This is a genomic window from Achromobacter sp. (assembly GCF_032113835.1).
GTDB lineage: Bacteria > Pseudomonadota > Gammaproteobacteria > Burkholderiales > Burkholderiaceae_B > Achromobacter.
The window spans coordinates 1-25,731 of record NZ_DAMCTG010000023.1 but is presented as its reverse complement, the minus strand read 5'-3'; the positions used below and the strand labels follow the sequence as shown (position 1 = coordinate 25,731).

General features: G+C 66.6%; 22 protein-coding genes. 15 read left to right on the top strand and 7 right to left on the bottom strand.

Features of this window, described 5'->3' with window-relative positions; all coding sequences use genetic code 11:
- Positions 1 to 123: 123 nt before the first annotated feature.
- Both lolA and RT697_RS10975 read right to left on the bottom strand, forming a co-directional pair.
- Complete coding sequence (lolA, locus tag RT697_RS10980) at positions 124 to 750, bottom strand: outer membrane lipoprotein chaperone LolA (protein ID WP_409517422.1); 627 nt, start codon at positions 748 to 750, stop codon at positions 124 to 126.
- Positions 747 to 3,128: a DNA translocase FtsK 4TM domain-containing protein gene (locus RT697_RS10975; RefSeq protein WP_313698835.1), complete on the bottom strand. Its 2,382-nt coding sequence runs from the start codon at positions 3,126 to 3,128 to the stop codon at positions 747 to 749. The genes lolA and RT697_RS10975 overlap by 4 nt, the downstream gene beginning before the upstream one ends.
- 42 nt (positions 3,129 to 3,170) lie before the next feature.
- Between RT697_RS10975 and trxB the strand changes: the two genes are divergently transcribed.
- From trxB to RT697_RS10950, 5 genes are read left to right on the top strand one after another with little or no spacing between them, the layout of a single operon-like run.
- Positions 3,171 to 4,130 carry a thioredoxin-disulfide reductase gene (gene trxB / locus RT697_RS10970; protein WP_312437238.1) on the top strand — a complete coding sequence of 320 codons (960 nt, stop codon included), beginning with the start codon at positions 3,171 to 3,173 and terminating at the stop codon, positions 4,128 to 4,130.
- Complete coding sequence (locus RT697_RS10965; protein ID WP_313698833.1) at positions 4,117 to 4,791, top strand: Smr/MutS family protein; 675 nt, start codon at positions 4,117 to 4,119, stop codon at positions 4,789 to 4,791. The genes trxB and RT697_RS10965 overlap by 14 nt, the downstream gene beginning before the upstream one ends.
- Positions 4,788 to 5,117: a DMT family transporter gene (locus RT697_RS10960; RefSeq protein WP_056568656.1), complete on the top strand. Its 330-nt coding sequence runs from the start codon at positions 4,788 to 4,790 to the stop codon at positions 5,115 to 5,117. Before RT697_RS10965 ends, RT697_RS10960 begins: the two co-directional genes overlap by 4 nt.
- A 5-nt stretch (positions 5,118 to 5,122) precedes the next feature.
- A complete protein-coding gene (locus tag RT697_RS10955) occupies positions 5,123 to 5,797 on the top strand; it encodes a hypothetical protein (protein ID WP_313698832.1) in 675 nt (224 codons plus the stop codon).
- The gene (locus RT697_RS10950; RefSeq protein WP_313698830.1) at positions 5,784 to 6,917 is read left to right on the top strand and encodes a hypothetical protein; all 1,134 of its coding nucleotides are present in this window, start codon (positions 5,784 to 5,786) and stop codon (positions 6,915 to 6,917) included. The genes RT697_RS10955 and RT697_RS10950 overlap by 14 nt, the downstream gene beginning before the upstream one ends.
- Here RT697_RS10950 and RT697_RS10945 read toward each other — a convergent pair.
- Positions 6,914 to 9,004 carry a sodium:solute symporter family protein gene (locus RT697_RS10945; RefSeq protein ID WP_313698828.1) on the bottom strand — a complete coding sequence of 697 codons (2,091 nt, stop codon included), beginning with the start codon at positions 9,002 to 9,004 and terminating at the stop codon, positions 6,914 to 6,916. The genes RT697_RS10950 and RT697_RS10945 overlap by 4 nt on opposite strands.
- Positions 9,004 to 9,282, bottom strand: coding sequence for a DUF4212 domain-containing protein (locus RT697_RS10940; protein ID WP_313698827.1), 279 nt, complete (start codon positions 9,280 to 9,282; stop codon positions 9,004 to 9,006). Before RT697_RS10940 ends, RT697_RS10945 begins: the two co-directional genes overlap by 1 nt.
- Positions 9,283 to 10,018: 736 nt before the next feature.
- Between RT697_RS10940 and kdpF the strand changes: the two genes are divergently transcribed.
- The 9 genes from kdpF to RT697_RS10895 all read left to right on the top strand — a co-directional run bounded on the left by kdpF (position 10,019) and on the right by RT697_RS10895 (position 20,605).
- Positions 10,019 to 10,108, top strand: coding sequence for a K(+)-transporting ATPase subunit F (gene kdpF, locus RT697_RS10935; protein ID WP_175184142.1), 90 nt, complete (start codon positions 10,019 to 10,021; stop codon positions 10,106 to 10,108).
- Entirely contained in the window at positions 10,108 to 11,886 is a 1,779-nt protein-coding gene (gene kdpA / locus RT697_RS10930; RefSeq protein ID WP_313698826.1) for a potassium-transporting ATPase subunit KdpA, read from the top strand. The genes kdpF and kdpA overlap by 1 nt, the downstream gene beginning before the upstream one ends.
- Before the next feature lie 21 nt (positions 11,887 to 11,907).
- Positions 11,908 to 14,091 (top strand): potassium-transporting ATPase subunit KdpB, encoded by a 2,184-nt coding sequence (gene kdpB, locus RT697_RS10925; RefSeq protein WP_313698824.1) that lies wholly within the window; start codon positions 11,908 to 11,910, stop codon positions 14,089 to 14,091.
- A 42-nt stretch (positions 14,092 to 14,133) separates the two neighbouring features.
- Complete coding sequence (gene kdpC / locus RT697_RS10920; protein WP_313698822.1) at positions 14,134 to 14,742, top strand: potassium-transporting ATPase subunit KdpC; 609 nt, start codon at positions 14,134 to 14,136, stop codon at positions 14,740 to 14,742.
- Positions 14,743 to 14,793: 51 nt separating this feature from the next.
- Positions 14,794 to 17,610, top strand: a complete 2,817-nt coding sequence (locus RT697_RS10915; protein ID WP_313698821.1) for a sensor histidine kinase KdpD — start codon at positions 14,794 to 14,796, stop codon at positions 17,608 to 17,610.
- A gap of 9 nt (positions 17,611 to 17,619) precedes the next feature.
- Positions 17,620 to 18,312: a two-component system response regulator KdpE gene (gene kdpE / locus RT697_RS10910; RefSeq protein WP_218344895.1), complete on the top strand. Its 693-nt coding sequence runs from the start codon at positions 17,620 to 17,622 to the stop codon at positions 18,310 to 18,312.
- 164 nt (positions 18,313 to 18,476) lie between these two features.
- On the top strand, positions 18,477 to 19,238 hold the full coding sequence (locus RT697_RS10905; RefSeq protein WP_313698819.1) for a TorF family putative porin: 762 nt from the start codon (positions 18,477 to 18,479) through the stop codon (positions 19,236 to 19,238).
- Positions 19,239 to 19,375: 137 nt separating this feature from the next.
- Positions 19,376 to 19,702: a hypothetical protein gene (locus tag RT697_RS10900; protein WP_313698817.1), complete on the top strand. Its 327-nt coding sequence runs from the start codon at positions 19,376 to 19,378 to the stop codon at positions 19,700 to 19,702.
- A 3-nt stretch (positions 19,703 to 19,705) separates the two neighbouring features.
- Entirely contained in the window at positions 19,706 to 20,605 is a 900-nt protein-coding gene (locus tag RT697_RS10895; RefSeq protein WP_313698815.1) for a 4-hydroxy-tetrahydrodipicolinate synthase, read from the top strand.
- Here the strand turns inward: RT697_RS10895 and RT697_RS10890 are convergent.
- The 3 genes from RT697_RS10890 to icd all read right to left on the bottom strand — a co-directional run bounded on the left by RT697_RS10890 (position 20,568) and on the right by icd (position 25,021).
- A complete protein-coding gene (locus RT697_RS10890) occupies positions 20,568 to 22,109 on the bottom strand; it encodes a methyl-accepting chemotaxis protein (RefSeq protein WP_313698813.1) in 1,542 nt (513 codons plus the stop codon). The two genes, RT697_RS10895 and RT697_RS10890, sit on opposite strands and share 38 nt — an antisense overlap.
- Positions 22,110 to 22,337: 228 nt before the next feature.
- Positions 22,338 to 23,600 carry an O-antigen ligase family protein gene (locus tag RT697_RS10885; protein WP_313698811.1) on the bottom strand — a complete coding sequence of 421 codons (1,263 nt, stop codon included), beginning with the start codon at positions 23,598 to 23,600 and terminating at the stop codon, positions 22,338 to 22,340.
- 164 nt (positions 23,601 to 23,764) lie between these two features.
- On the bottom strand, positions 23,765 to 25,021 hold the full coding sequence (gene icd / locus RT697_RS10880; RefSeq protein WP_056568692.1) for an NADP-dependent isocitrate dehydrogenase: 1,257 nt from the start codon (positions 25,019 to 25,021) through the stop codon (positions 23,765 to 23,767).
- 205 nt (positions 25,022 to 25,226) lie between these two features.
- Between icd and RT697_RS10875 the strand changes: the two genes are divergently transcribed.
- Positions 25,227 to 25,652, top strand: coding sequence for a DUF1841 family protein (locus tag RT697_RS10875; protein ID WP_313698809.1), 426 nt, complete (start codon positions 25,227 to 25,229; stop codon positions 25,650 to 25,652).
- Positions 25,653 to 25,731 lie beyond the last annotated feature (79 nt).

Sequence of the window (25,731 nt, the reverse complement as noted above, 5' to 3'; positions counted from 1 at the left end):
GACCGTCTCACACGGGTGTCAGACACCGGGTTCGTTGCACGGCCGCCGCCAGACACCGCATTCAAAACAAAAATGCCCGGTTTCCACCGGGCATCCTGCATTGCAGCGGCATTCAATCCGCCTCTACATCTTCACCACATCCACGCCCTTGGGCGCGGTGAACTGGAATTCCTTGGCGGGCAGTTGCGGATTGGCCTGGATGCCCGACAGATCCACGCGGGTGGTCTGACCAAACGAATCCAGCAGTTCCACGCGCACCGGCAGATTGTTCTTCATGCCGATATCCACGCGCGAAAAACCGGCGTCGGCCGTGCGCGGCTTGGCGCGCAGCCAGTCCACGCCGTCCTTGGCGGGCAACGCGGACACGTCAAAGCTTTGCTCGAGCGATCCCGAACCAAAGAGAATGGCCGCAGGCGACGTGCCGATGGCGGCGTCGACCTTGCGCTCCGTAACCTGCGCCAGGTCCGGATCGAACTGGAACACCTGACGGCCGTCGGAAATCACCAGCTGTTCATAGGGCTTTTGCACCGCCCACTTGAACTTGCCCGGACGCTGGAAAGAAAACACCCCGGTCTGCGCGGGCTGCGTACGGCCCTGATCATTCACCGTGTACTGCGAGAACGACCCGGTGGCCGACGTGACCGTGGTCACGAAAGCGCGCAATTGCTCCTGCGCGCTGGCGGCCAGCACCAAGGTCGGCGACAGGGCCAGGACCGCCACGGCGGCCAGGCTTCGATACGTCTTCATCATGCTTCCTCTCGGGCGGCGGCTGCGGGAACCAGGATCTCGCGGTTCCCATTGGATTGCATCGCCGACACCATACCCGATTGCTCCATCTGCTCGAGTAACCGAGCCGCACGGTTGTAACCAATGCGCAGGTGACGCTGTACCAGCGAGATCGACGCGCGGCGGTGCTTGAGCACAACTTCGCAGGCCTGGTCGTACATCGGGTCGGATTCGGCGTCGCCGCCGATGCCCGTGACGCTGCTGGCGCCCTCGGCGCCGTCGCCGTCCAGGCCGCCTTCCAGCAGACCTTCGACGTAGTTGGGCTCGCCCTGCGCCTTCAGGCTCTCGACCACGCGGTGAACTTCGTCGTCGCTGCAGAACGCGCCGTGCACGCGCACCGGCAGACCGGTGCCCGGCGGCATGTACAGCATGTCGCCCTGACCCAGCAGGGTTTCCGCGCCCATCTGGTCAAGAATGGTGCGCGAGTCGATCTTGGACGACACCTGGAACGCGATGCGGGTCGGAATGTTGGCCTTGATCAGGCCGGTGATCACGTCCACGCTGGGGCGCTGCGTGGCCAGGATGAGGTGGATGCCGGCTGCGCGCGCTTTCTGCGCCAGTCGGGCGATGAGTTCTTCGATCTTCTTGCCGACGACCATCATCAGGTCGGCCAGCTCGTCGATGACGACCACGATGGTCGGCAGCGGCGACAGCGGCTCGGGCTGGTCCGGCGTCAGCGAGAACGGATTGGGGATGGGCTCTTCGCGCTTGATCGCGTCGCGGATCTTGGTGTTGTAGCCGGCCAGGTTGCGCACGCCCATCTTGCTCATCAGGCGATAGCGCTTTTCCATTTCGCCGACGCACCAGTTCAGGGCGTTGGAAGCGTGCCGCATGTCCGTGACGACCGGCGCCAGCAAATGCGGGATGCCTTCGTAGACGCTCATTTCGAGCATCTTGGGGTCGATCAGGATCAGGCGGGTGTGCGAGGCGTCGGCCTTGTACAGCAGCGACAGGATCATGGCGTTGATCCCGACCGACTTGCCTGAACCGGTCGTGCCCGCCACCAGCAGGTGAGGCATCTTGGCCAGGTCGGCCACCACCGGGTTGCCGGCGATGTCCTTGCCCAGCGCCATGGTCACCACGGAATGGCTGGCGTGATAGGTCTGCGACCCAAGGATCTCGGACAGGCGCACCATCTGGCGGCGCGGATTGGGCAGTTCCAGGCCCATCAGGTTCTTGCCGGGAATCGTTTCGACCACGCGGATGCTGACCAGGCTGAGCGCGCGCGCCAGATCCTTGGCCAGGTTGACGATCTGGCTACCCTTCACGCCGGTGGCCGGTTCGATCTCGTAGCGGGTGATGACAGGACCGGCCTGCGCCGCGACGACGGTGACCGACACGCCGAAGTCGGCCAGCTTCTTTTCGATCAGGCGCGAGGTGAACTCGATGGTCTCGGCCGAGACGGTTTCCTGATTGTTCAGGGGCGGATCGAGCAGGCTGATGGCCGGCAGATCGCCTTCTGCGCCGCCCGTGGGTGGGAAGAACAGCGATTGCTGCTTTTCCTTTTCGACGCGCTCGGACTTGGGCACCACGGTGATGGCCGGTTCAATACGCACCGGCTGCTCGTGCACCAGCTTTTCCTGCTTGGCCACGACCTGTTCGGTGCGCACGGCCTTGGCGACTTCGCCGACCTTGCGGTCCTGGCGCGCGGTGTAGGAATTGCGCATCTTGCGGACCAGCCCTTCCAGCCAGGAACCGACACGCTCGGCCACCGCCAACCACGAGAACGAGAAGAACAGGCTGAGCCCGATGGCCAGCATGACCAGAAAGGCCAGCGTGGCGCCGGTAAAGCCGATGCTGCTGCCGATCAGGCCGGCCAGCATCTGGCCGATGACCCCGCCGGCGCCGCTGGCCGTTTCCGAGGCGCCGGGCAGGTGTGTGCCGCGGCTGGCCAGGCGCAGGGCTTCCATTCCCAGCGAGCCCACCATCAGCAGGAAGAAGCCGATGCCCTCTTCCCAGTGGACGCGCGGCAGCACTTCGGGCTGTTTGCTATTGGCCACGCGCAGCTGCGCGGCCAGCCGCCGGTAGCCGGCGCGCACGCGGTGCAGCAGCAGGATGACCCACCACCAGGCGGAAAAACCGAATAGATAGAGGAGGATGTCGGCCAGATAGGCGCCCAGGCGTCCCCCCTGGTTGCGCACGACATCGCCTGGAACCGAGTGCGACCAGCCAGGGTCGGACGCGCTCCAGGTGGCGAGCACCAGGGTGAGCCAGGCCGCCAGGGCGGCAAAGAGGATCCAGCGGGCTTCGCGCAGCAACGCGGAAATGCGCGTTTGCAGCGGCGAAGGTCCGTTGCGGGTGTTGCGCGAGGCGCGCGGAGAAGCAGTCGAGATACGCGGCATGCGGCTCATTATAATTGGGCGTTACCCTAAAGATACCTGCCCATGTCCACGCCTACGCACGCTAAAGTTTTGATACTCGGTTCCGGCCCCGCCGGTTACACGGCGGCCGTCTATGCGGCACGCGCCAATCTGAACCCTGTTCTTGTTACAGGTTTGGCCCAAGGCGGCCAGCTCATGACCACCACGGATGTCGACAATTGGCCGGCCGACGCGGATGGCGTGCAGGGTCCTGACCTGATGCAGCGCTTCCAGAAACACGCCGAACGCTTCAACACGGAAATGCTGTTCGACCACATCGCCAAGGTCGACCTGTCCAAGCGCCCCTTCACCTTGACCGGCGACACCGGCAAGATCTACACCTGCGACGCCCTGATCATCGCGACCGGCGCCTCGGCCAAGTACCTGGGCCTGCCGTCCGAACAGTCCTTCATGGGCCGCGGCGTGTCCGGCTGCGCCACTTGCGACGGTTTCTTCTACCGCAACCAGGACGTGGTGGTGGTGGGCGGCGGCAACACCGCCGTCGAAGAAGCCCTGTACCTGTCCAACATCTGCCGCAAGGTCACCCTGATCCACCGCCGCGACAAGTTCCGCGCCGAGCCGATCCTGGTCGACAAGCTCATGAGCAAGGTCGAAAACGGCAACATGGAGCTCAAGGTCTTCCACACGCTGGAAGAAGTGCTGGGCGACGACAGCGGCGTGACCGGCGTGCGTGTTCGCCACGTGGACACCGGCGCGACCGAAGACATGGCCGTCACCGGCGCGTTCATCGCCATCGGCCACCAGCCCAACACGGAAATCTTCCAGGGCCAGCTCGAAATGAAGGACGGCTACATCGTCACCAAGAGCGGCCTGTCCGGCATGGCCACCATGACCTCGGTGCCTGGCGTGTTTGCCGCCGGCGACGTCCAGGATCACGTCTACCGCCAGGCCATCACCAGCGCCGGCACGGGCTGCATGGCCGCCCTGGACGCCCAACGGTGGTTGGAGAATGCGGGGCAATAAGGTCGGCGTGGCCGACCTGAAACGCCTGAAGAAAGACCTGCAGGAAGAACGCGAACGCGCCGCCCTCGCCCCGCAACGGGCGGCGGCAGCGCCGGCGCGCGCGGCATCGCCCCCCGAGGACGATCTGGCGGCGTTCAAGCGTTCGATGAAATCCGTCACGCCGATCCGGCACACGGAGCGCGTCGCGCACAAGCCCGTCGCCGAACCCGCGCCCGCCCTGCGCCGCGCCAACGCGCTGGGCGAAACGCCCAACCGCGCCGATGCCGGCGTCTCGGACGGCGGCGAGATCACGCATCTGCTGTCCGAAGGCGGCACCGCCTTCGTGCGCGGCGACGTGGCGCCCGACACCGCGCGCAACCTGCGCCGCGGACAATGGCGCGCCGGGGCTGAACTCGACCTGCACGGGCTGCGCGTCGAACAGGCGCGCCATGCCTTGCTGTCGTTCCTGGACGAATGCCAGGAACACGGCATCCGCTGCGTGCGCATCGTGCACGGCAAGGGTTACAACTCCGAAGGCCTGGAGCCGGTCCTGAAGGACAAGGCGCGCACGTGGCTGGTCCAGAAGGCCGAGGTCATGGCGTTTTCCGAGGCGCCCGAACGCGAAGGCGGCGCCGGCGCCCTGCTGGTGCTGCTGCGGCAGTCCGAGGGCCCGCGCAAATGAAATGGCTCTACCTGGGCGTGGCGATCGTCGCCGAGATCTTCGCCACCAGCGCGCTCAAGGGTTCCGAAGGATTCACGCGGCTCGTGCCGTCCGTCATCACCGTCTTCGGCTACCTGATCTCGTTCTATTTCCTGTCGCTGACCCTGCGCGAGATCCCCGTGGGCATTGCCTACGCGATCTGGTCCGGCGTGGGCATCGTGCTGATCTCCATCGTGGGCGCGGTGCTGTTCAAGCAGCACCTGGACACGCCGGCGCTCATCGGCATCGGCCTCATCATCGCCGGCGTGGTGGTGATGAACGTCTTTTCCAAATCCGTCTCGCATTGACCGCCATGGCCGCGGTTCTCCGGCAAGGCTTCCTGGCGCAGGGCTTCCTGGCGCAGGGCTTCCTGGCGCAGGGCCTCCTGCGCCGCGCGCTTGCCGCCTGCCTGTGCCTGGCCTGGTTTTTCGCCGGCAGCGCATCCGCCCAGGATTTTGACCGCGCGGCCGAGCTCAAGCGCTACCGGACCTGGCTGGCCGTCTTCACGCAGGACATGGACCGGCTGGCCGCCGCGCGCAGCCCGTTGAACGACGCGCAGCTCGACGCCCTGTTCGAAAAGTCCGTGGTGCCCGGCTCGCGAGCCGCCGGCTTCATCCGGCAGGCCTTCACCCGCCGCAACGGCGATGGCGAATACCGCCCGCAGTACGGACCGCGCCCGGTCTTCATGGGCGTGCTGTCCAGCGGCATTCCCGCGGGCCAAGGCGGCAGCTATCCGGAAGCCGATGCCGCGTTCAAGGGCACGGATCTGACCGTCTGGTATCTGCATGTGGACGTGGGCGACATGACCAACACATACCTGCTGTCGTCCGGCCACTTCACCCCTTACCGGCTGCCGCCCGCCGGAAAGCTCGAACGCAATGCCTATCCCTTCCTGCTGATGGAGTCCCGCGACGGGGCCTTGCGGCTGGGCGGCGTCAGCGCCGAGCTGTGGGGTCTTGTCGCGTGGCTGCACAATGCCGCGAACTGATTGCGTCCTGCGCGTGCTGGTCCTGGCCGCGCTGTCCGCGGCGCCCGGGCTCGCCCTGGCCCTGTGCCAGCCGCTCGCCGCCGCGAGTGAAAAGCTGACCGTCGTCGCCGACGTCCGGCTCGACGACACCAACACGCTGCTGGCCAAGGACGGTTCCCGCATCCGGAGCTGGCTGCCTCCTGTCCAGGTGCCAGATGGCCCGCGCGCCACGCCGGTCATCTGGGCCGAACACGTGGACTGGTCCGTCTATGCGGCCGAGCCCGGCGCGCATATCGGCGCCACCCTGCTGCGTTTCGAGCGTGGCGCGGACGGCCGCCAGCATCTTTGCGGCATCGCCCAATACAGCCCGCGTGCGGTGGACGAGGCGCGCTCCAATCCGGGACCCGCGCTGCCGCCGCCTGACAACGAAACACGCTTTCGCTACGACGCGGCCGGCAGATTGACCGGTTACGACCTCCACTCCCGCGCCTGGGACGGCCGCCAGAATCGCCCGGTCCGGCGTTGCCTTCGCCATGACGCCAACGGCTGGCTGGCAGAACTGGCCGACGGCGCCTGCGACGGCGCCACGCGTCCGCAGGTGCGTTACGTGCATGACGCCGCGGGCCGCCTGCTGCGGACCATCCGTCATTCGCCCGAAACCGGCGAGGCGAACGAGGTCATCGTGCATGACGCCAAGGGCCAGGCCGCCCGACGCTACCTGCGGCCGGTCCGTGAAACCGAAGACGGCCTCGGCGTGCAGGCCGCATTGCCGTACCGCGCCGTCCAGGGCGAACACCCGATCCTGGTGTTGCCCGGCCCCGGCTGGACGCCGCCGTCGCTGGACTCGTACCACTACGACTGGGCCATCGTGCAGCCGCGCGGCGACGCCGATGTCTACGACGCCAAGCGCGATCCGTCGTCTGTGCTGGCCAGCGGCAACAGCGGCGCCAATGGCCGCTTCGACCTGAGCGCCGACGCTCGCCGGCGCATCTGGACGGCAGCGGGCCGCGCGCCCGGCGGTGTGCAGTGGCTATGGGCGCCGGGTCAGATCCTGACGCTGCTGCAGGCGATGCCCGAGGCCGCGTGGGCAGCCTGCGCCGATCCCGAAAACCGCCGCCCGGCCGCCTGCCCTCCGCCCTAGGTGTTGTCCGGCTGCGGATGCCGCGCGTCCGGGTTGCGCAGGTAATCCACCAGCGCCAGCGTGGCCCGGTCAGGCGGCGGCGTCAGCAGCGACACCACCACAATCGTCAGGAACGCCACCGGCGCACCGAACACGCCCGCCGCGATCGGCTGGATGCCCCACCACAGATCCACCGGCTGCGTGCGCGCGATGCCGAGCACCGACTCCCGCAGCCACGGATGCGTATGCGTCATGTAGGCGAACGTCACGGCCAGCCCAGCCGCCATCCCGAGCGTGGCGCCCCACTTGTTGGCCCGCCGCCAGAACACGCCCATGACCAGGGCCGGAAAGAACGACGAGGCCGCGAACGAAAACGCGGCCGACACCATGAACAGGATGTCCGCGGGCTTGCGCGCCGCGACCCACGCCGCGCCAAACGCCACCACCAGCAGCAGGATCTTGGACACCATCACCCGGCGCGCCGCCGACATCCGCGGCGACACGACCCGATACCACATGTCGTGCGACAGCGAATTGGACAGCGTCAGCAACAGGCCGTCGGCCGTGGACAACGCCGCGGCCAGTCCGCCTGCCGCGACCAGCCCCGAAATCACATAAGGAAGCCCGCCGATCTCGGGCATGGCCAGCACCACCACGTCCGCCCCCATGCTGATCTCGCTGAGCTGCACGACGCCGTCGCGGTTGATGTCGCTGACGTCGAGCAGGTTGGTGTCGACCGCGCTCCAGGCGTGCACCCAATTCGGCAGGCTAAGGAAGTTCGATCCGACGACCTGCGTATAGATCTCGAACTTGACCAGCAGCGCCAGCGCGGGCGCCATGAAATACAACAGCAGGATGAACAGCAGCGACCAGCACACCGATTTGCGCGCCTCGATGACGGACGGCGTCGTGTAGGAGCGCATCAGGATGTGCGGCATGCCGGCGGTGCCCAGCATCAGGCACAGCACCATCGCCAGGAAGTTGATGCGCATGTTGCTGCGTTCCTCGGGGTCCTTCGCGGGGAACGGTTCGGCATGCGGGGTGGGCGGCGCGGCCCGGGCCTCGAAGGTCGCCTTGGCCTGCGACCATGTGGCGCTCGCATCCTCGATGGTGGGCGGATAGGCGGCCAGTTCGCGTTCGGCCGACCGGATCTCGACCATGGGCGCATCGCCCGCGTTCAACTGGGCCAGCCGGCTGCGCAACTTGTCCTTTTCCAGCGTCCAGGACTCGGGCAGCGCCTGCAGGCGGCGCCCCATTTCGTCGGCGCGCTGCTGCCAGATCCTGCGCACCTCGATCTCGGAGGGATCGTTTTGCAGGTAGACCTCTTTTTCGGTCACCTGCTGCAGCACCGCCCCGCCCGACAACTGCGGCAACGGCATGTGGGTGTGTTTGACCGACAGCCAGATCACCGGCACAAGGTAGGCGATGACCAGGATGATGTACTGCCCCACCTGCGTCCATGTCACGGCCCGCATGCCGCCCAGGAACGAACAGACCAGCATCCCGCCCAGCGCCACGAAGATGCCCAGCTCGAATGAAATGCCCGTCATGCGTGTGGTGATGATGCCCACGCCGTAGATCTGCGCAACCAGATAGGTGAACGAACAGAGAATGGCGCAGGCCACGCCCGCCAGCCGCGGCAGGTTGCCGCCGTAGCGCGCGCCCATGAAATCGGGGATGGTGTATTGGCCAAAGCGCCGCAGGTACGGCGCCAGCAGCATCGCCACCAGCACGTACCCGCCCGTCCAGCCCATGATGTAGGCCAGCCCGCCGTAGCCGGTCAGGTACAGCGTGCCCGCCACGCCGATGAAGGACGCCACCGACATCCAGTCCGCCGCCGTGGCCATGCCGTTGTAGATGGCCGGCACGCGCCGGCCCGCGACGTAGTATTCGACCTGGTCCGAGGTGCGGCAGACGATGCCGATGCCGGCGTACAGGCTGACGGTGACCAGCAGGAACACGTAGCCGATCCAATTGCGCGGCATGCCCAGTATCTCGGCCAGCGCCATCAGCAGGATCATCAGCGCGAAGCCGGCCGTGTACAGCACATAGATGCGCCGCAGGCGGATGCGGAATTCCTGGGGCGTATCTCCGCTGAAAAACGGCATCAGGACTGCTCCCCGGTTTCGTCGGCGCGCTCATCAGCGCGATTCATGACCCGGGCGTAGACGGCGATGATGATCAGGTAGGCCAGCGGAGCGCCATAGGCGGCCATCCAGAAGGCGAAGGGCCAACCGATGAAATCGAAGGAGAGGCTGCGTGCGAAGTACGAGGGGATGAACGTCAGCGCCGCCCAGACGGCGAGCAGCAGAACGATCAGCCGCAGGTTGCGGCGCCAGTAAGGCGTGATGGATGTCCGGGACGGAGTAAGGCGCGTTTGCGGCATAGCGTGGATAAGCAGATCCCATCTGAATATCGCCAAACGCAGCGCTTGAAAAGCCCTGAAGCTTGATTTGCCGGCTTTTTATGCGACAACGGCTGGCACTTCCTGGTGCCAGCCGTTGTGCGTTTGCTTTTTTTGAGTACTGCTTTACTTTTTTTATGTACCGGTGCCGCCGGTATTTGCCCATGCAGGGCTTTGTCTCCTCACCTGCATGGGAAGAGATTCTGCACCAGATGCGGGAATGCCACACTAGGGGAATGCCCTAAGACGGAGCATTCATTTACATATTCCATGCACCATATAAGTGCATTTTGGGGTCGTCGTACTAAATATTGGGATTTTTCGTCCCAAACCGCCCATCCGACGCCCTAATTCTTGAGCGCTGCTCAGATAGTGACCATGACGGATGGCGCCGCCGTTCACGTCCGTGCAGCGAAGCATGCCCGATTCCGGGCATGGTGCGCCAGTATCTCAGCGCATCTTTACGCGCCGTTTACACCCCGCCCGCCAAGCTATACCCCGTTTTTACCCCCTGCTCCGTAACCTGCCGGTGTCCTGAATGGTCACCTCGCCTGCCCGGCGCGCATCCGCTTTCTGCCGCGCAGGCCTGTTCGAAGGGAGCAAGCCTCCCGGGGAGAAAAAACGTGGATCTCATCTATAGCGCCATCTTCATCGTGATGGCCGGGCTGACCTGGGCCCTTGTCCGGTTCTGCGACGCCTTGTCCGCCGGAGACCAGCCATGAACTGGCTCTACTGGCTGAGCGGCCTGACGGCCGCATTCCTGTTCGTGTACCTGCTGGTCGCGCTGTTCAAACCGGAGAAATTCTGATGACCCCCGAATTCGTCGGGCTGCTGGTCCTGTACCTGGCAGTCCTGCTTGCGATCGCGCCCATCCTGGGCCGCTACATCCGCATCGCCATGGAAGACGGCCGATCCCGGCTGACCGCCTGGGGCCGGCCGATCGAGCGCGGCATCTACCGGCTGGCGGGCATCGACCCGCAGGCGGAGATGGGGTGGAAGCGTTATGCCGCCGCCGTGCTGATATTCAACGTGGTGGGCATTGCCGCCGTCTATGCGCTGCAGCGCGTGCAGGGGCTGTTGCCGCTGAACCCCGCGGGCCTGGGCGCCGTGTCGCCCGATTCAGCACTGAACACCGCCATCAGCTTCGTCGCCAACACCAACTGGCAGGGCTACGCCGGCGAATCCACGATGAGCTACCTGACGCAGATGCTGGCGCTGACGGTGCAGAACTTCGTGTCGGCGGCCACCGGCATTGCCGTGCTGTTCGCCCTGATCCGCGGACTGGCGCGGCACTGCTCCGCCACGGTGGGCAACTTCTGGGCCGACATGGTCCGCTGCACGCTGTATGTGCTGCTGCCCCTGTCGCTCGTCCTGGCCGTGACGCTGGTCAGCCAGGGAGTGATCCAGAACTTCAGCGCTTACCAGGAAGTGCAAACGGTCGAAGCGTTGCAGTACGACGCGCCGCGCCTGGACGCGCAGGGCCAGCCCGTGCTGGATGCAGCCGGCGCAGCGGTCACCGACCCGGTCACCACGCGCACGCAGACGATTGCCATGGGACCGGTGGCGTCGCAGGAAGCGATCAAGCTGCTGGGCACCAACGGCGGCGGCTTTTTCAACGCCAACTCGGCGCACCCCTTTGAGAACGCCACGCCCCTGTCGAACTTCCTGCAGATGCTGGCGATCCTGGCCATCCCCGCCGCCCTGTGCTTCACCTTCGGCGAGATGGTGGGCAGCCGGCGCCAGGGCATCGCGATCCTGGCGGCGATGACTGCGCTGTTTGCCGTCTTCGCGCTGTCCACCGCGTACTTTGAGCAGCAGCCCAACCCGATGGCCGTCCAGGCCGGCGTGGTCACACCCGGCGGCAACATGGAAGGCAAGGAAACACGCTTCGGCATTGCCGCCACCTCGCTGTTTGCGACGGTCACCACCGCAGCCTCCTGCGGCGCGGTGAACGGCATGCACGACTCGCTGTCGGCAATGGGCGGCCTGTCGCCGATGCTGCTGATGCAGCTGGGCGAAGTGGTGTACGGCGGCGTCGGCTCGGGGCTGTACGGCATGTTGGCCTTCGCGATCCTGGGCGTCTTCATCGCCGGGCTGATGATCGGACGCACGCCCGAATACCTGGGCAAGAAGATCGAGGCCTTCGACATGAAGATGGTGTCCATCGTCATCCTGGCCACCCCGCTGCTCGTGCTGGGCGGCACGGCGCTGGCCGTGTCCGTGACGGCGGGCCAGGCCGGCGTGCTCAATCCGGGCATCCACGGCTTTTCGGAAATCCTCTACGCGCTCTCGTCGGCCGCCAACAACAACGGCAGCGCCTTCGCCGGCCTGTCGGCCAACACGCCCTTCTACAACGTGCTGCTGGGCATCGCGATGTGGTTCGGCCGGTTCGCCGTGATCGTGGCCGTGCTGGCCATGGCCGGTTCGCTGGCCGCCAAGCGCCGGCTGCCCGCCGGGCCCGGCAGCATGCCCACCACGGGCCCGCTCTTCGTGACGCTGCTGATCGGCGCGGTGCTGCTGGTCGGCGCCCTCACCTATGTGCCCGCACTGGCCCTCGGCCCAGTCGCGGAACACCTGCAACCTTGACGCAACAGGCTAGGAAAGAACATGGCCAAGATTGAAATGGAAACCACCGGCTCGGGCGGCAGCGCTGCCCGGTCGCCCGCTGCGGCAGCGCAACCTGTCGCGGCTCGGCCTGACACGTCCCCCGCCTTCGGCATGTGGTCCCGCGCGCTGGTCGGCCCCGCCATCGTCGACAGCCTGCGCAAGCTGTCGCCCGCCGCGCAGCTCAAGAACCCCGTGATGTTCGTGGTCTACGTGGGCAGCCTGCTCACCACCGTGCTGTGGATCATGGCCCTGCGCGGCCAAGCCGAGGCGCCGCCGGGATTCATCCTGGCAATCACCGTGTGGCTGTGGTTCACCGTGCTGTTCGCCAACTTCGCCGAAGCGCTGGCCGAAGGCCGCGGCAAGCAGCAGGCGGCCACGCTGCGCGGCCTGCGCACCACCATCGACGCGCGCCTGCTCAAGGGCTTTCGCGACGCCGATGCGGCAGACGCCGACCCCGCGCAATGGCGCGGCCAGGCAGTCAGCCAGCCGTCGGGCCTGCTGCGCCGCGGCGACGTCGTGCTGGTCGAAGCCGGCGACACGGTGCCAGGCGACGGCCAGGTCATCGCCGGCGTGGCCTCGGTCGATGAAAGCGCCATCACCGGCGAGTCCGCGCCCGTCATCCGCGAGTCGGGCGGCGACTTCTCGTCCGTCACCGGCGGCACGCGCGTGCTGTCGGACTGGATCTTCGTGCGCATCGCCGCCGATCCCGGCGAGAGCTTCCTGGACCGCATGATCTCGATGGTTGAAGGCGCCAAACGCCAGAAGACGCCCAACGAGCTTGCGCTGACCATTCTGCTGGTGGGTCTGACCGTGGTCTTCCTGCTGGTCGTCGTCACGCTGATGCCCTTCTCGCTGTACGCCGTCTCGGCGGCCGGCGGCGGCGCGGCGGTCACGGTGACCGTGCTGGTCGCGCTGCTGGTCTGCCTGATCCCCACGACCATCGGCGGCCTCCTGTCCGCCATCGGCGTGGCGGGCATGAGCCGCATGATGAGCGCCAACGTGATCGCCACGTCGGGCCGCGCGGTCGAAGCCGCAGGCGACGTCGACGTGCTGCTGCTGGACAAGACCGGCACCATCACCTTCGGTAACCGCCAGGCCTCCACCTTCCTGCCCGCACCCGGCGTGTCCCCGCGCGAACTGGCGGACGCCGCGCGCCTCGCGTCGCTGGCCGACGAGACGCCGGAGGGCCGCAGCATCGTGGCGCTGGCGGACAAGGCCATCCATGCGCCCGCCCCGCGCATGACCGGCATCGAATTCGTGCCGTTCACCGCGCAGTCGCGCATGAGCGGCGTCGACCTGGGCGAACGCCAGATCCGCAAGGGCGCGGTCGACGCGATCCAGGCGTGGCTTGCCGCGCAAGGCGCCGCCGTGCCGGGCGAGGCTCTGCGCCTGGCCGAAGACGTGGCCCGCCGCGGCAGCACGCCGCTGATGGTCAGCGACGGCAACCGCGCGCTGGGCGTCGTCGAGCTCAAGGACATCGTCAAGCCCGGCATCCAGTCGCGCTTTGCCGAATTGCGCCGCATGGGCATCAAGACCGTGATGATCACCGGCGACAACAAGCTGACCGCCGCGTCCATCGCGGCCGAAGCGGGCGTGGACGACTTCCTGGCCGAAGCCACGCCCGAGGCCAAGCTCAAGCTCATCCGCAACTACCAGTCGGAAGGCCGCCTGGTCGCCATGACGGGCGACGGCACCAACGACGCGCCCGCGCTGGCGCAGGCCGACGTGGCGGTGGCAATGAACTCGGGCACGCAGGCCGCCAAGGAAGCCGGCAACATGGTGGACCTGGATTCCAACCCGACCAAGCTCATCGAGATCGTCGAGATCGGCAAACAGATGCTGATGACGCGCGGCGCGCTGACCACGTTCAGCGTGGCCAACGACGTCGCCAAATACTTCGCCATCATCCCCGCCGCCTTCGCCACGGTCTATCCGCAGCTCGACGTGCTGAACATCATGGGGCTGTCCACGCCGTCCTCGGCGATCCTGTCGGCGGTGATCTTCAATGCGCTGATCATCGTGGTGCTGATCCCGCTGGCCTTGAAGGGCGTGCGCTACCGCCCGCTGGGCGCTTCGGTGCTCCTGCGCCGCAACCTCCTCATCTACGGCCTGGGCGGCCTCCTGGTGCCATTTGCCGGCATCAAGCTGGTCGACATGGTGCTGGCCGCGCTGGGCTGGGCGTAAGGCCTGACGCCACCCCAGCCCCTCAATGCAAAGGAATTTCTCATGACCACCGCAACCTCCACGCCGCGCCAAGGCGGCCTCCTGCGCCCCGCGCTGACCCTCTTCGCCGCGCTGTCGCTCATCACCGGCCTGGCATATCCGTTCCTGACCACCGGCATCGCATCCGCCGTGTTTCCGCACCAGGCCGCCGGCTCGTTGATCGAGCAGGACGGCAAGGTGATCGGCTCGGAATGGATCGGCCAATCGTTCACATCGCCGCAATACTTCTGGGGCCGCCCGTCGGCCACGGCGCCCATGCCGTACAACGCGGCGGCATCCGGCGGCTCGAATCTCGGCCCGCGCAACCCCGCGTTGGCCGAGGCCATCGAAGCGCGCATCGCGGCCCTGAAGACGGCCGATCCGGACAATGCGGCGCCCGTTCCGGTCGACCTGATCACCGCGTCGGGCAGCGGACTGGATCCGCACATCAGTCCGGCGGCCGCGGCGTACCAGGCCGACCGCGTGGCGCGCGCCCGCAATCTGCCGCGCGGCGAGGTCGATGCGCTGATCCGGGCCCATACCGCCGCCCCGTGGCTTGGCGCGCTGGGCGAACCCGTGGTCAACGTGCTGACGCTGAACCTGGCGCTGGACAAGCTGCGCGTGGCGCGCTGATGCGGCGGCGTATAGTATTGCCAGCCGTTTCCTCCCCTTCATCGCGCGTTCATGGCTGACATCGCTGGCGAGCGTCCCGATCCGGACGCGCTCTTGAAAACCCTGGACGACGCCGAGCGCCAGGCGGTGCGCGGCAAGCTGCGCGTGTACTTCGGGTCGTCGGCCGGCGTGGGCAAGACCTACGCCATGCTGGCCGCGGCGCGCGCGCAGGCGGCGCAGGGCACGGACGTGCTCGCCGGCATCGTGGAAACCCACGGCCGCCGCGAGACCGCGACGCTGCTCGACGGCCTGCCGGTCCTGCCGCTCAAGGACGTGGCCTACCGCGGCCACACGCTCAAGGAATTCGACCTCGACGGCGCCCTGCTGCGCCGCCCCGCCCTCGTGCTGGTCGATGAGCTGGCCCATTCCAACGCCCCAGGTTCGCGCCACGCCAAGCGCTGGCAGGACATCCAGGAACTGCTGGCGGCCGGAATCGACGTCTGGACGACGCTGAACGTGCAGCACCTGGACAGCCTGAACGAAGCCGTCGGCAGCATCACCGGCGTGCGCGTCTGGGAAACGGTGCCCGACGACGTGTTCGACGCGGCCGACGAGGTCATGCTGGTCGATCTATCGGCCGACGAACTGCTGCGCCGCCTGAAGGAGGGCAAGGTCTACCTGCCTGAACAGGCCCGCCACGCGGCCCGCAATTTCTTTCGCAAGGGCAATCTCATCGCGCTGCGTGAGCTGGCGCTGCGCCGCACCGCCGAGCACGTGGACGACGACGTGCAGGCCTATCGTCGCGACCGCGCCATCGAGCCGGTGTGGCGCACGCGCGAAGCCATCGTCGCCTGCGTCGGCTCCGATACCGACGCCGAATACGTGATCCGCAGCGCCCATCGCATGAGCCAGCAGCTCGATTGCGATCTGCACGTCGTCACCATCGACACGCCGCGCGCCGCCCCGCCCGCCGCCGCCGAGATCGAACGGCTGCAGCACAGCCTGGCGCTGGCGGACGCGCTGGGCGCGCGCACCGAGACGCTGGCGGGCGGCGACATGGTCGACGCCGTCGTCCGCTACGTGCGCCGCCACAACATCACCAAGGCGATCGTGGGGCGCACCCGCGCGGGCGGCTGGCAGCGGCTGCGGCTGTCGCTGACCGCCCTGCTCACCGCCGTCATGTCGCCGGGATGGCTGTGGCGGCGCCACAGCTTTGCCGACATGCTGGCCGCTGGTTGCCCGGAGATCGACATCATCCGGCTGGGCGCGCCGCCCTTGCCCGCGCAGGCGCCGCCGGGTCGCGACCCGTTCACGCTCGGCCGCCGCGCCCGCCCTTCAGATGACGACCGCGGCGCGCGGCCGCTGGCGGGCTATGCGTGGGCGCTGTGCTATTGCGCCGTGGCCACGGCGCTGTCGGCGCTTGCCTTCCCGACGCTGCACCAGACCAACATCGTCATGCTCTTTTTGCTGGCGGTGGCCGCGGTGGCTTTGCGTCATGGCCGTGGGCCGGCCGCGCTGGCGTCCGTGGTCAGCGTCGGACTGTTCGACTTCTTCTTCGTGCAGCCGCTGTCGTCGTTCGCGGTGTCCGATGTGCAGTACCTGCTGACCTTCGGCGTGCTGCTGGGCGTGGGGCTGCTGATCGGCCAGTTGACCGCCGGCCTGCGGCTGCAGGCGCAGGCCTCGGTCAAGCGCGAGGCCGACGCGCGCAGCCTGTACGAGTTCGCGCGCGAACTGTCGTCCGCCCTGCTGCCCGAGCAGATCGTCGCGTTGGCCGGCTCGTTCGTGCATGCCACGTTTGGCGCGCGCTGCTCGCTCTACATCCTGGGACTGGACGATCGCCTGAAGCTCGCCTCGCCCTCCAGCGGCGATACGCCCGCGCCGGAATCGGCGCTGGCGCAGTGGGTCTACGACCACGGCCAGCCCGCCGGCGCAGGCACCGCCACCCTGTCAAACAGCGAACTGCTGTACCTGCCGCTCAAGGCGCCCATGCGCACGCGGGGCGTGCTGGTGCTGGAAGCGCCGCGCCGCAGTCTCTACGCGCATCCCGACACGCGCCGCCAGATCGAGGCCTACGCTACCCTGATCGCCATTGCGCTCGAGCGCCTGCATTACGTCGAGGTGGCGCAGCAGGCCGTGGTCAGCATGGAATCCGAAAAGCTGCGCAACTCGCTGCTTGCCGCGGTGTCGCACGACCTGCGCACGCCGCTGACCAGCTTGGTCGGCATGACCGATACGCTGATGCGCCAGCAGCACGCGCTGCCCGCCGACATGCAGGACACCGTGCGCGCCATGCGCGATCAGGCGCAGCGCATGCACGCGCTGGTCGTCAACCTGCTGGACATGGCGCGGCTGCAAAGCCGCGACGCGCCGCTGCGCATGGAGTGGCAATCCGTCGAAGAGCTGGTCGGCGCAGCACTGGCCGCCATGCGCGAACCGCTGGCGGGCCACAAGATCGACGTTGCGCCTCTGTCGGCGCTGCCGCTGGTGGAGTGCGACGGCGTGCTGATCGAGCGCGTGCTGTGCAACCTGCTGGAGAATGCGGCCAAGTACACGCCGGCCGGCAGCACGCTGCGCATCCATGCCTTCGTGCATGAAGACGGCACGCAAACGGCGGAAATGCACAAGGCCGAGATGCGCGTGGCCATCGCCGACAACGGTCCCGGCGTCGCGCCGGGCGCCGAACGCCGCATCTTCGAAAAATTCACGCGCGGCGAACGCGAGTCCGCCACGCCCGGCGTCGGCCTGGGCCTGGCGGTGTGCGAAGCCATCGTCGCCGCCCATCACGGCCGCATCTGGGTCGAGCACGCGCCAGGCCAGGCCAGCGGCGCGCAGTTCGTCTTCAGCCTGCCGCTGGGCGCCCCGCCCCAGATCCAACCCGAAACCGCCTGAGTCCGCGCCATGTTCGATTTTCAGCCCATAGTCCTCATCATCGAAGACGACGCCAACATCCGGCGGTTCGTCCGCCAGGCGCTGGAAAGCGAAGGCTGCGTGGTGCACGAAGCCGACACGGTCAAACGCGGCCTGATCGAGGCCGGCACCCGCCAGCCCGACGCCATCGTGCTCGACCTGGGCCTGCCCGACGACGACGGCATGACGCTGATCCGCGAGCTGCGCGGCTGGACCGAGGTGCCGGTGCTGGTGCTGTCCGCGCGCAGCGCCGAAGCCGACAAGGTCGCGGCGCTGGACGCGGGCGCCGACGATTACCTGGCCAAGCCTTTCGGCGTGAGCGAGCTGCTGGCGCGCCTGCGCGTGCTGCTGCGCCGGCATGGCCGAGGCGGCGCGGGCAACGCGGCCGAGATCGTGTTTGGCGACGTGCGCGTGGACTTCTCGCGGCGCGTGGTCGAACGTGCGGGCCAGCACGTGCACCTGACCGCCATGGAATACCGTCTGCTTGCCGCGCTGCTGGCTCATCGCGGCAAGGTCATGACGCACCGCGAGCTGCTTCGGCAGGTGTGGGGCCCGTCCCACGTCGAAAGCAATCACTATCTGCGCATCTACATGGGCCATCTGCGCCAGAAGCTCGAGGCCGACCCGGCGCAGCCGGTGTTCCTGCTGACGGAGATCGGCGTGGGATACCGCTTCGCGGGCTGACCGCGCGCCGCTTTTGATAAGCGCGATTTGATAAGCGCGATTTGATAAGCGCGATTTGATACGCACTTTTTGATACGCCCTTTACGCGCAGGGCGCGAGTCTTGTCTCGCGCTTTATGCCGATCCTCCTATTGTTGCGGTCCGCTCAACACCAGGAGGCTCCACATGCCCCGCAACACCCTCGCCGCGCTGTCGCTGCTTTCCCTCATTCCCATGGCGCAGGCCGCAGACGCCCCCAACGCCGCCGACGCCGCATCGCCGTACTCGCTGACGGCCAACGTCACGCTCGCCAGCCAGTACCGCTATCGCGGCCTCATGCAGACCGACAACAAGCCCGCCATCCAGGGCGGCTTCGATCTCACGCACGCCAGCGGCTTCTACCTGGGCAACTGGAATTCCAGCATCAGCTGGCTGAACGACAGCAACAGCGACGTGTCCGCGCCCGTCGAAATGGACTTTTACGGCGGCTACAAGGGCAATCTCACGGACAACGTGCCCGTGGACCTGGGCGTGCTGCAGTATTACTACCCGGGCGATTATCCGTCCGGCTACACCAGCCCCGACACGACCGAGCTCTACGCCGGCATCGGCTACGGTCCGGTGATGTTCAAGTATTCCCTCGCGCTGACCAACCTGTTCGGCTTTGCCGACAGCAAGTACAGCCAGTACTTCGACCTGTCCGGCAACTTCGATACCGGCGTCTGGGGCCTCGTCGTCAACGCCCACGTGGGCCGCCAGATCGTGCGCAACGTCAGCAACGGCTCCTACACCGACTGGAAACTGGGCGTCACCAAAGACTTCGGCCAGGGGCTGTCGGTCTCGCTGGCCTATCTGGACACCAACGCCGACCGCGCGGTCTACACCAACACGCGCGGCCGTGACATGGGCCGCGCCACGGGCCTCCTGTCGCTGAGCAAGACGTTCTGAACGGCCGCGGCCGTTGACGCCGTTTTTACACCGCGCGCCCGCATTTATCGGCAGGATTTACGGCGCCGTTCCTATAGTGGAATCGTCGTCAACCACCGGATACGCGGGTCGCCGTCTTCGGCCCCGCCCCCAACGCCATGATTCCCCGACCGTACCGCCGCCAAGCCCATATCGACGCCACCCTTGCTGCCCAGCCCGCGCCGCAGCCGCAATGCAGCCTGATCGCGCTGACCGTGCGCATCGATACGCTGGACGCCTTGAACGTGCGGCTGGCCCTGCATCGCGCACTGGGCGATCGCATCGGGGTCTACCTGCTGTCGGTCGACCACGCGCACGCCCAGAGCACGCTCGAGCTGCAGTGCGAGCGCGGCGAACTGGACGCCATGATGGCCACGATCATGCGCGGCCTGCCCTGCGCCGAATTCGGTCCGGCGCGCCCGGCCGCCGCAATCACGGAGCGATGAGCCATGGACGCCCTTGCAAAACCCGCCTTCGAAGGCTTGTGGCTGCCGATGGTGACGCCCATCCGCGGCGGCCACGTGGATCTGGACGCCGCCCAGGCGCTGGCCCGCTACTACCGCAACGCCGGCATCGCCGGACTGGTCCTCTTCGGCTCCACCGGCGAGGGCAATCTGCTCAGCATGCCCGAGAAGACCGACATGATCGAAGCCATCGCCAGCGACGCGCACGCGCTGCCGCTGGTCCTGGGCGTGGGCGGCGTCGACACGCGGGGCGTGGCCGCCGCGGTACGCCGGCTGGACCGCTACGCGCCCGCCGGTTACCTGGTGCCCCCGCCGTACTATCTGGGACCGTCACAGGCCGGCATCCTGTGGCATTACCGGCAGATCGCGTGGGCCACCGAGCGGCCCATCATTCTGTACAACATCCCCAAGCGCACGGGCGTCGCCATGACGGTCGAAACCATGGAAGCGCTGGCGGCGCTGCCCAATTTCGGGGCGGTCAAGGAATGCAATCCCGCCGTACTGGCCGCATTGAATGCGCGCGGCAAGCTCAATGCGCTCTGCGGCGAGGACCTGGCCTTGCTGGACCACTTCCTGGCGGGCGGGCGCGGCGCGATTCCAGCCGCCGCGCACCTGTTTCCGGAGCGCTTTGTCGAGCTGATGCAGCTTGCACAAGCCGGTCACATCGAGGCCGCGCGCGACTGCTTCGAGCCGTTGCGCCCCCTGATCCGGTTGCTGTTCAGCGAGCCCAACCCCGCCCCTGTCAAGCGCGCGCTGGCCATTCAGGGCCTCATCGCCGACGAGCTGCGCATGCCCATGATGCCCGCCAGCCGCGACCTGGGCGCGAAACTGCGGCGGGCCATGAGCCTTATCCCGGCATCGGCTGACCGGCTGCAGACAGCCTGAAGATCGACACGGCGCGGGCCAGGTCGCCCGCCTGACCGTGAAGCGCGGCAGCAGACGCCGCAAACTCCTCAACCAGCGCAGCGTTCTGCTGGGTCGCCTCGTCCAGATGCGTCACGGTCTGGTTGATCTGTTCGATTCCGGCACTCTGTTCGCCGGACGCCGTGGCGATCTCGCTCATCAGCGGCGCGCTGGTCGCCGCCGATTCCAGCACGCTGCCCATCGTGGCGCTCGCCTGTTCCACCCGCTGGCTGCCGCGCGCCACGGATTCGGACGACGCTTCGATCAGCGTCTTGATCTCCTTGGCGGCGGTGGCGGACCGCTGCGCCAACGCCCGCACTTCGCCGGCCACGACGGCAAAGCCGCGCCCCTGTTCGCCCGCCCGTGCGGCTTCGACGGCGGCGTTCAGCGCCAGGATGTTGGTCTGGAACGCGATCACGTCGATCAGGCCGATGATCTCGCCGATGCGCTGCGAACTCTGCGAGATCTCGCGCATCGCGTCGATGGCATGCTGCGTCTCGTCGCTGCCCTGCCGCGCCAGACGCGCGGCCTCGCCGGCCAGCCCGCTGACCTCGCGCACGTGCTCGGCGCTCTGGCGGGCGGTGGCGGTGATCTCTTCCACGCTTGCCGCAGTCTGTTCCAACGCGGCGGCCTGCCTTTCGGTCCGATCGGACAGGTCCACGCTGCCGGCAGCAATCTGGCGCGACGCGGCCGCGATGGATGCCGTGGAATGCACGATGCTGCGCACCGCCGCGTCCAGCCGCTGCTGCATCCGCGCCATGGCGTCGAACAGGCGGCCGATCTCGCCCCGGTGATGGCGCGAAATGCCGCTGGACAGGTCGCCGTTGGCCACGCGCTCGCACACGGTCACCGCCTCGTTGAGCGGCCGCAGGATGTGCGTGCTGAAAAAGCGCAGCGCCGCCGCCAGCACCAGCGCAAGCAGCACCAGCGTCACGCTGCCCTGCCGCCACAGCGTGCCGTAGAACGCCGCATCGACGTCATCCATGTACAGGCCCGTGAACATCAGCCAGCCCCATTCCGCGTCGTAGGCCGCATAGGTCAGCTTGGGCAACGGGTCCTCGGAACCCGGGCGCGGAAACTGGTAGCGCACATAGCCGCCGCCCGCCTTGCCTTGCGCAAGGAGGTTTTCAAAGAGCGGCTGCCCACCGCTGTCGCGCGTGGCACGGACGTTCGTGCCGACCAGCTTCGCGTCGGGATGCACCAGCAGATCGTAGTCGTCGCCAAATGCGCCCACATAGCCGTCCTCGCCATACCGCAGTTGCGAGAGCTGGCGCGCGACGTCGCGCTTGGCGTCCGCCAGCGGCACGCCTTCGCGCACGCGCAGCTTGCCGCCACGAACAATGCCTTCGGCCATGTCCAGGACATGACGCAGCTCCGTCTTGCGGTCGTCCACCATCTCCGCGCGGCGCTGCCAGGCGTCCCACGCCCCCAGCGCCAGGACGGCGGCGCCAATGGCAAACACGAACCACAACAGTTCCCTACGCAAGCTGGAATTTCTCATCGACGCTCTTTCATACGCCACCCATTCGAAACAATATCTAGCTGGATGTGACGTTTTATGTAATCTGGTCGACGAGCATACTATTTCAAACTTCGTTTGAATTCGATTTGACTAGTCACTTTGATCTAGCTCAAACCAGATAAAAAAAACGCAAGGCGCGTCGCACCTTGCGTTTTTTCTGGCGCCCGATCGCGGGACTGCGCCCGCGCGGTTTCAAGCCACGGACCGGGACGTTGGCGGAACCTTGCGCGCCGGTCGCACCGTGGTCAGCGCAATCAGCGTCACCACGATCAGCCCGTAGGTAGGGACGCTGCGCATGTTGCGGAACATCATCTCGGTCAGGCTGAAGGCGCAATAGCTCAGGCAGAACAGGAGACCCATCTGAGCGCCGACGCGAATCACGCGGTCATCACTGGACGAGCGCCGGAAGAAGATGGCTGCCGGCAACAGATACAGCGTCAACATGCTCAGGAGGCCAAGCACGCCATACCCTGCCAGCGCGGCCAGCAAATCGTTGTGCGGCTCGCCGAATCCGTCGACGACTTCCTGCGTCACGATGCCCTGCCCTTGCAGCACACGCAGTTCCTCACGGAATTTGCTGGGACCGATGCCCACGACAGGACTCTTTTCGAACATCAGAATCGACGCATGCCACAGTTGCAGCCGGATGCCGAAGGAGGTGTCACGGTTGGACGAGGTGGCGAACCCCTCGACGTCGTGGGAGATCTCCTGCATGCGGCTGCTGAATGTCCAGATGGCCGCTGCGCTGGCGACCAGCGCCACGCTCACGGCGAGGGCGCAGAGCACCTTGTGGCGCCGCTGCCAGTTGCGCAGCCCCAGCAGGAACACGAGACCCAGTATGGGCAGCAGCATCCAGCTGCTGCGGGTTTCGGACATCCAGGTCGCGCAGACGGCCAGCGCAGCGGCCAGGATCTTCAGGCCAGTTTCCAGGCGCGGCCAGCGCGAACCCGGCCCCCAGCCCAGCGACAGCAGCGTCATGCCGCCCAACAGCAGCACCATGTTGGCAAAGCCCACGGCGTTATAGCGCGCGCCCACGTCGACCACCGCGCCACGGCCGCCCGTGAGCATTGTCGTGATCAGCAGAATGGAACCCGCAAGCGCGCCGGCCAATACCGTCCATTCGATATGGCGAAGGAGCCGCTGCGGCGCGCGCAGCAGCAGCCACAGCACGGGCAGCGCCAACGCAAAGCGAAGCAGTTTTTCGAGTTCGGAATTGCTCCACACGCCTTTCACGGAAGACGTGATCAGCATACAGGCCAGCGGCAGCAGGAGCGCCAGCGCCATGGGCCAGAGCGCGCGGAAATCCATGGACTCGTAGCGCTTCACCGCATTGACGGCAATGGCCGTCAGCGCAATCAATGCACTCAGGTAAAGCACGACGGGACCGCCCACGGGGCTGGTCAACGCCAGCGCAGGCATGAGCAGCACCAGCCAGGCGGCCGGTTTTACATACATTTGAAGCACAACAATCAACCTGGAAAGAACAAGGCACGTGCAACGCGCATCATGCTGGTGGTTAGACAAAACCCGCCCGCCATGACGGCGGGCGGGTTTTGCACAAAAACAGGATCAAGACCCAGGCGCGCGGCGGGCAGCCTAGCGCGGATCCTGGCCGGGTCTTACATGTTTTCGATCATCACCTGACCGAAGCCCGAGCACGACACCTGCGTCGCGCCTTCCAGCAAGCGAGCAAAGTCGTACGTGACCTTCTTGGACTGGATCGACTTTTCCATGCTGGAGATGATCAGATCGGCGGCTTCGGTCCAGCCCATGTGACGCAGCATCATTTCGGCCGACAGGATTTCGGAACCGGGGTTCACATAGTCCTTGCCGGCATACTTGGGCGCCGTGCCGTGGGTGGCTTCGAACATGGCCACGGAATCGGACATGTTGGCGCCCGGCGCAATGCCGATGCCGCCCACCTGCGCGGCCAGCGCGTCGGAGATGTAGTCGCCGTTCAGGTTCAGCGTGGCGATGACGTCGTATTCGGCCGGACGCAGCAGGATCTGCTGCAGGAACGCGTCGGCGATCACGTCCTTGACGATGATTTCGCGGCCGGTCTTGGGATTCTTGAACTTGCACCACGGGCCGCCGTCGATCAGCTGCGCGCCGAATTCCTTCTGCAGAAGCTCATAGCCCCAATCACGGAAGCCGCCTTCGGTGAACTTCATGATGTTGCCCTTGTGCACCAGCGTCAGCGACGTGCGATCGTTGTCGATGACGTACTGCGCGGCCTTGCGCACCAGGCGCTCGGTGCCTTCGCGCGACACCGGCTTGATGCCGATGGACGAGGTGTTCGGGAAACGGATCTTCTTGACGCCGAGCTTGGTCTGCAGGAACTGGATCAGCTCCTTGGCCTGCTCGCTTTCGGCCATGTACTCGATGCCGGCGTAGATGTCTTCCGAGTTCTCGCGGAAGATCACCATGTTGGTCTTTTCGGGCTCGCGCACCGGAGACGGCACACCCTTGAAATACGCCACGGGACGCAGGCAGACATACAGGTCGAGCTGCTGGCGCAGCGCCACGTTCAGCGACCGGATGCCGCCGCCGACCGGGGTGGTCAGCGGGCCCTTGATGGAAACCACGTAGTCTTTGACGACTTCCAGGGTTTCGTCGGGCAGCCACACGTCGGGACCGTAGACCTTGGTGGCCTTTTCGCCGGCATAGACTTCCATCCAATGGATCTTGCGCTTGCCGCCGTAGGCCTTCTGCACCGCCGCGTCGACGACCTTGATCATGACGGGGGTGATGTCGGCGCCCGTGCCATCGCCTTCGATGAAGGGGATGATGGGCTGGTCAGGCACATTCAGCGAGAAATCGGCGTTGACCGCAATCTTCTGGCCGCCGGCGGGAACCTTGATATGTTGGTAGGACATGAATGCTCCATTTGCTCCGGGTGGTTTTTCTGCACGCGCCAGGATCGGACAGCGTCCGATTCCGCGGGTTATACCGCCTCCTGCGAACCGCACACCGGATGGCGGATAGCAACCCATTCTATATCGCAATGCCCCGGGCGAAACCGGCGGTCCGCACGGGGCGGTAAAATAATGCGACTACATCCTGCTTTTGGCCCCCTCCCGAATGTTCAATCCCTCCCGCGACCAAGTCCGCGAATTCTTTATTGACACCTGGCGCAAGCATCGCGCCAACGAGGTCCTGACCCCGCTGGAGGCGATCGCGCTGGACTGGATCATCGAGCACCCCGAATACCACGCGGACCTCGAAAGCCCCGACGCCATGACGGCCGAGTACGCGGTGGAAAAAGGCCGCACCAATCCGTTCCTGCACCTGTCCATGCACCTGGCCATTGCGGAACAGCTGTCAATCGATCATCCGCCCGGCATCCGCCTGGCCTACCAGCAGCTCACCGCGCGCTCGGACGCGCACTACGCCGCGCACGAAATCATGGAATGCCTGGGACAGGTGGTCTGGGAAGCGCAGCGCCTGGGCACGCCGCTGGACAGCGACACCTACATCGACCTGATCCGCCGCCGCGCCAGCCTCTGACCCAACGAAAAAAACCCTCGCTAGTGAACTGACCCCCGAAAGTTGGACTTTGATCCAACCTTCGGGGGTTTTTGCATGG